The sequence below is a fragment of the Enterococcus canintestini genome, from assembly GCF_001885735.1.
GTDB lineage: Bacteria > Bacillota > Bacilli > Lactobacillales > Enterococcaceae > Enterococcus_C > Enterococcus_C canintestini.
Window position 1 is genome coordinate 21,137 of the sequence record NZ_JXKG01000028.1, and the last position, 6,229, is coordinate 27,365.

Here is a 6,229-nt window from a genome sequence, read left to right on the forward strand (position 1 = left end):
CTCCTCAATTCTATTTCGTTATGTCATTAAAAATCTGTTCTATCAAAGTTGAATCTTCTACTCTAAGTTTTATATCTTTTTTTATTCCACCATTTTTTAAATAAATAATTCTATTGCATGTTTTATAAAGAAATTCCGGATCATGAGTGGCTATAACTACTGCACCCTTTTCTTTTAAGTCTTTAATAAGGTCAGCAATCCTTTCCATATTAATATAATCCAACCCACTTGTAGGTTCATCAAATAGAAATAAATTAGTTTTTGACAATGAAGCTATAGAAACCAATAATCTTTGTTTTTCTCCACCGGATAAATCAAACGGTAATTGATCTTTCATTTTATAAAGTTCCATTTTTTTTAAAATTTTTTCTTGCTGATCTTTACTAACTATTTCATTCCCCAGGGCTAACTCGCTCCTCACTGATTCTGTGAAAAATTGGTAATCCATTTCTTGCATTACTAAAAACGGCGATGAAATTTTTTTATTTTCGATTATCTTTCCTTTGGTAGGGCGAATAATCTTCATGAGTATTCTTAGTAAGGTTGTTTTCCCCACACCGTTTTTCCCTACCAAACCAATAACATCTCCAACTTTGACATCAAAATTTATGTCTTTTAGAATATTTTCATAAGTAATTTCTTCAACTTTTAATACATCTGCACTTACCTTTTCGATATAGGGAACTTCAATCGAACTATTAAAAATGTCAAATTTCCTTAATGCGTTATTGTTTTCAGTTTTTAACAACTGAATAGTTGTAGTTTTTACAGTTCTATTTTTAACAAATAGAACTTGATCAATTAATTCTTTCAAATAGTAAAAACGATGTTCAGCTATAACAATAGTAAATCCTTTATTTTTTAAATCACAAAGTAAGTCAGCAAGTTTCTTAGTCGCTTTGAAGTCCAAATTTGAAGACGGTTCATCCAATATAATTAATTTAGAGTTTAGCGATAAACTACATCCAATAGAAATTTTCTGCCGTTCACCACTTGATAGCGAAAAAATGTTTTTATCTAATATATTTGAAAGATCTAATAATTCAGCTAATTCATTGATTCTTTTATCCATATGCTCTTTTGTAAATCCAAAGTTTTCCATCGAAAATACTAACTCACTCGTTGTATTTGTTGTAAAGAATTGTCCTCTAGGATCTTGACTTACGTAGCCAATATTTTTTGATATACTTTCTTGTGTTAAGGATTGTAGCGAGTTATTTTCAAATAAAATTTCCCCAACCAATTTTCCGTCATAAAGTCTTGGAATAAGTCCATTCATTAACTTTAATAGTGTGGATTTCCCACTCCCAGAAGAACCAGTAATCAATGTAAGACTGCCTTTTTTTATTGAAAAATTAAGGTCAACAAGCGCTTGTTCCTTAACATCCTTATATGAAAAAGAAACATTGTTAAATTCAAACAATTCTTTCACCTCAAATCAAAATACTTAAGAAAAAAATAGTAACGGAAAACAGGATGATATAGTCTAATAAGCTCATGTTTGTTTTATAGTAAGAACTTCTTTTCACAGGAGATTCTATCCCCTTTGTTATTGCATTAGCGGTCATTTCTTCAGCAATCATAGTTGCACGTATAAGAACGGGAACTAACAGAAATTCCAAATATTGCAGAGGCTGAAAAAAAGACAAGCGAATGTTTCTCATTTTTAAAGATTCTTTAATCATTCTTATTTCAGAACGATAAGTCGGAAAGAATCTGATCACTACTGTAATACTTAACATTATTTTTTTCGGTAAATGTATTTTTTCTAAAGAGGATAATAATTCATTGCTAGTATAGACACTAACCAACAACCATGAGATCATTACGACCGGCAACATTCGAAATACAATATATAAGGATGTCCCAAAAAATATAGTAAAAAACTCTATCTTGATAGCATCAATAATTTTCATTACTAAAAACAGAACTGAATAAATCAAGATGAAATAAATACATGTCTTTATTTTACGAAACATCAATACTAAAACTGTAGCAATAATGAAACACCCCACTTGAAATGTATTTCCCTTTCCTAAAAAAATAATGACCGGAAAAAAAATATTTAAAGTAATCAAGGTTAACGGATTGATTTTTAACACTCTTTCACCTCCAAAAAATAAGATCGCACTGTTATCTTAAGCTGATAAGATCGCACCGTTATTCAGATAACAGTGCGATCTTATCAAAAAGCATAACTGAGAACAATTCTCAATGCAAGCTTTTTTTTAATTAACTCAGTAATTCAATCCACCCAGGAACAGAAAATTGATACAATCTTCTGGTTAATAGCATAGTCTTTTCTTTTGAATAGCTATGCTTCAATATATCATAGAATGTAGCGTAGAATGAGTAAATGTAGAAGTGGATTTCTTCTTCATTAAAGACTAAATTTTGATTGATCATTCCGATAGTCTTTAACTTATCTAGACAACAGACTGTTTTTTTTGTCACAAATGATGTAATTTTTTCAACAATATCTTGATATTTGGTTCCAGCTGATTGGAATAAAACCAAATCGAATATACGTTTATTCTCAAAAATATAATTAATAAATGGATCTAATTCATTGAAGTTCTCTCCCCAACTTTTCTCTATATCTATATTTTCTAAGTTTAAGAGGTATTTGGTAAACTCTTCATTATACATATTAATAAGCGCATTAATATGCGGCTGAATAATTTCTTCAAATAACGCTTCCTTAGAAGTAAAATGTTTATAAAAAGCACCCGTAGTTACGCCTGCGGTCAAGCACAGTTGCCTTATCTTAGTTTGCTGAAATCCTTCTTTTTCAAAATGGCTTAGTCCACTTTCTATTAATTTTTGGTGAGTTGTAATATAATCTCTGGTTTCTATGGGTACTTCCTCCTAATAAGATGAATTAACTATATTATCTTACACAGGACTTGAAGTTTCAATCGTTAACGTCTATTACTGAACTCATTCCTTAGAGCTAAACTAATGAGAAAGAGCAAAATAACTGATACAAAAAGCAATCCTACAAGAATTAATAGACTCATCTAAATCATTCACCTTTTCTAAAATAAACCGAGAAAGATTTAAAAAAATTATATCCAGCTATTAGGATAAGTCCTATCATAATCACTCCAATAGCCATTTTCTTATCCTCCCTAAAAATAAAGTCTTTTACTTAAAACCTTTTTTGTAATCGTCAATAAATTTTTTCCCTTTATCAGTTAATTGAAATCCTATATCTAAATAGTCCTCATATCTAAGTTTAGCCAGCATCTCACTTACAGATGCTGGACTAACACTTAGAACTTTTGCTAAATCATTATTTTTTAATTTCTTTTTTCTTTTTGATAATTCCTGAATTGCTAGTAAATAAATTAGTATAGTAGTCGTTTTAATTTGTACCATACCTACCCTCCAAATTATTTCGAAAGGCCTTCAGCAATTTTATCCAGGTTCCATTTCATCATCGCATAGTAACTATCACCATCTTGTCCTTTTTCTGCAATTGAATCAGTAAAAATCGTTGAATAGATAGGAATATTGGTATCTTTTGATACTGTTTTCATTGGTCTATCATCCACACTGCTTTCTACGAATAAGGAGGGAACTTTTGTTGTGCGTAATTTTTCAACTAAGTGTTTTATTTGATCTGGTGTTCCTTCTTCTTCAGTGTTGATTTCCCAAATGTAAGCAGAAGGCACATTATACGCTTTCGAGAAATATTTAAAGCATCCTTCACTTGTAACAATCATTTTTTTATCATTCGGAATTGAAGCAAATTTAGATTTAGCTTCTTTGTCTAGAGAATACAATTTTTCAATATACTTATCTAGATTTTCTTTATAGAATTTTTTATTATCAGGATCTTTTTCCGCTAACTGTTTTTCAATATTTTTAGCGTAAATTATACCGTTTTCTAAATTTAACCAAGCATGAGGATCTTCCTTCCCTTTCTCACTCTGACCCTCTAAGTAAATAACATCTATGCCATCACTTGCTGCAAAATAGTCTTTGTTTTCCTCTTTGTTCGCATTTTTAACTAATTTTGTAAACCAAGCATTTCCTCCAGTTTCCAAGTTAACACCGTTATAAAAAATCAAATCTGCTTTTGAAGTTTTTTGAACATCTTCAGGCAAAGGTTCATATTCGTGGGGATCTTTCCCAATAGGTACGATACTGTGTAAATCAATTTTATCTTTTGCTATATTTTCGGTAATATCTGCTAAAATCGAATTAGTAACTACTACTTTTAATTTTTCGTTCGAAGCCACTTTATCTTTGTCTTTACTATTTATTGAACATGCCCCGAATATAAAAAGAGCAATCAAAATCCCCAGACTTCCCAGTACTGCTTTCCATTTTCTCATCATAACGATCTCTCCTTCTTTCTTAAAAATTTTTGTTTTGGTGAGATTAGAAAACTAATTACAAATAAGAATGCCGCTGTTAAAACAATACTTGATCCTGCTGCTATGTTAAAACTATAACCAATAAACAATCCAAGCAATGATGAACTTGCTCCGACTGTTGCAGAAATAAATATCATAGTTTTCAAGCTATTTGCATATAAATATGCCGTAGCTGCTGGTGTAATTAACATTGCAACAATTAATATAGTTCCCACACTTTGCATAGCTGTTACTGCTACTAAAGTTAATAGAACCATCAATAGATAATGATAAAAACTGACATTCATCCCTATTGCTTTTGCCATTAATGGATCAAAAGAAGTGATTAATAATTCTTTAAAAAATAGAAATACTATAACCAACACTAAAACCGAAACGCCAATTGTAATCCACTTATCAATATCTTGTACAGCTAAAATATTTCCAAATAAAATATGAAATAAATCCGTTGAGCTATTTGCAACTCCTATAAGGATAACTCCTAGTGCTAAAAAAGAACTGAAAGTAATACCAATTGCTGTATCTCCTTTTATTACACTATTGCTTTTTATAAAAGTAATAATGATAGAAGCTAATAGACCAAATACAATCGCACCAATAAAAAAATTAATACCTAAAATATAAGAAATTGCTACTCCTGGCAAAACAGCATGAGAAATAGCATCCCCCATAAGAGACATTCCTCTTAAAATAATAAAACAACCTACTGTTCCAGAAACAATTCCTATAACTATGGATGTAATTAATGCGTTCTGTAAAAAGTGAAAATCATACAGACCATCAATAAAATTCTGAAGCATATTATATCCCCTCTCCAATAAATATAGTATCCCCATAGGCCTCTTTTAAATTCACTTCATTAAATACAGATTCTACACTCCCATGAGCAATTAATTTTTGATTTAAAAGTACAATATTATCAAAATATTTCTTCACCTTACTCAAATCATGATGCACAATTAACACTGTTTTCCCCTGATGTTTCAATTCTTTTAAAGTGTCCATAATAATTCTCTCACTAATTAAGTCTATCCCTACAAATGGTTCATCTAAAAATATGAAATCTGCATTTTGAGCAAGGCATCTTGCTAAAAGTACACGTTGAAATTGCCCCCCAGACAATTCTCCTATTTGATGATTAGAGTATTCTTCCATATTGACCTTTTCCAAAGCCTTAAAAACTCTTTCCCATTCTGAATTTTTAATTCGTTGGAAAACTTTCAATTCAGCATAGGTTCCCATGGATACACATTCTTTTACTTTTATTGGAAAGGTAAAATCAATATCTGCTTTTTGCTCTACATACGCAATCTTTGCTAAATTTTTACTGATATCTTCATTATTAACGTACACCTTCCCCTGATGAGGGACAATATTTAGCATTGCTTTAAGCAACGTAGACTTCCCAGCTCCATTTGGACCAATAATTCCCGTTAAAGTGCCTTCTTGTATTTCTATAGAAATCTCTTTTAATGCCAAAAAATTATTATAACTAACACTAAGCTTTTCTGCTTTTAACATAGTTTTCTCCTTCTAAATGATAATGATTCTCACAGTTATATGGTATACAAAAAGTGATTTTTAGTCAACCCTAATTTTAAAGTTTGTTCACTTTTATTATTTATTTCAAAAAAGATAGTTCCCTGTACTTCCTACTAGAAAACTACTTGGCTTAGCAGCTAAAAACTTAACTTTTTCAAAAAATAACTCTCTGGAAAAAGGAAAGGTATCTTCATATAATTAACGGACGGCTAGATTGTCAATAATGACACTCACAAGATAAAGATCCGAATATTACCTGTTAAATCTTTTAAAATAGGGCCTGAATAATTCATACTTTGACT

Annotated in this window: 6 protein-coding genes and 2 pseudogenes; all 8 read right to left on the minus strand. The window is 30.4% G+C overall.

The features are described from left to right. Positions 1 to 10: 10 nt before the first annotated feature. A pseudogene (locus RU96_RS13555) lies at positions 11 to 586 on the minus strand (ATP-binding cassette domain-containing protein); the annotation flags it as partial. Positions 587 to 976: 390 nt separating this feature from the next. Beyond that, a pseudogene (locus RU96_RS13560) lies at positions 977 to 1,432 on the minus strand (ABC transporter ATP-binding protein); the annotation flags it as partial. A gap of 1 nt (position 1,433) precedes the next feature. Beyond that, positions 1,434 to 2,102, minus strand: a complete 669-nt coding sequence (locus RU96_RS11690; RefSeq protein WP_002302402.1) for an energy-coupling factor transporter transmembrane component T — start codon at positions 2,100 to 2,102, stop codon at positions 1,434 to 1,436. A 130-nt stretch (positions 2,103 to 2,232) separates the two neighbouring features. After that, complete coding sequence (locus RU96_RS11695) at positions 2,233 to 2,817, minus strand: TetR/AcrR family transcriptional regulator (protein ID WP_071865673.1); 585 nt, start codon at positions 2,815 to 2,817, stop codon at positions 2,233 to 2,235. A gap of 330 nt (positions 2,818 to 3,147) precedes the next feature. Further along, on the minus strand, positions 3,148 to 3,381 hold the full coding sequence (locus tag RU96_RS11700; RefSeq protein ID WP_002297302.1) for a metal-dependent transcriptional regulator: 234 nt from the start codon (positions 3,379 to 3,381) through the stop codon (positions 3,148 to 3,150). 14 nt (positions 3,382 to 3,395) lie between these two features. Continuing rightward, the gene (locus tag RU96_RS11705) at positions 3,396 to 4,346 is read right to left on the minus strand and encodes a metal ABC transporter substrate-binding protein (RefSeq protein ID WP_071865674.1); all 951 of its coding nucleotides are present in this window, start codon (positions 4,344 to 4,346) and stop codon (positions 3,396 to 3,398) included. Further along, positions 4,343 to 5,185, minus strand: coding sequence for a metal ABC transporter permease (locus RU96_RS11710; protein ID WP_071865675.1), 843 nt, complete (start codon positions 5,183 to 5,185; stop codon positions 4,343 to 4,345). Before RU96_RS11710 ends, RU96_RS11705 begins: the two co-directional genes overlap by 4 nt. A 1-nt stretch (position 5,186) precedes the next feature. Continuing rightward, positions 5,187 to 5,906, minus strand: a complete 720-nt coding sequence (locus tag RU96_RS11715; RefSeq protein ID WP_071865676.1) for a metal ABC transporter ATP-binding protein — start codon at positions 5,904 to 5,906, stop codon at positions 5,187 to 5,189. Positions 5,907 to 6,229 lie beyond the last annotated feature (323 nt).

What these genes read in the sequence shown, in the direction of transcription:
- RU96_RS11710 (WP_071865675.1), bottom strand. Translation starts at nt 5,185, where the DNA reads ATGCTTCAGAATTTTATTGATGGTCTGTATGATTTTCACTTTTTACAG.
- RU96_RS11700 (WP_002297302.1), bottom strand. Translation starts at nt 3,381, where the DNA reads ATGGTACAAATTAAAACGACTACTATACTAATTTATTTACTAGCAATT.
- RU96_RS11715 (WP_071865676.1), bottom strand. Translation starts at nt 5,906, where the DNA reads ATGTTAAAAGCAGAAAAGCTTAGTGTTAGTTATAATAATTTTTTGGCA.
- RU96_RS11705 (WP_071865674.1), bottom strand. Translation starts at nt 4,346, where the DNA reads ATGATGAGAAAATGGAAAGCAGTACTGGGAAGTCTGGGGATTTTGATT.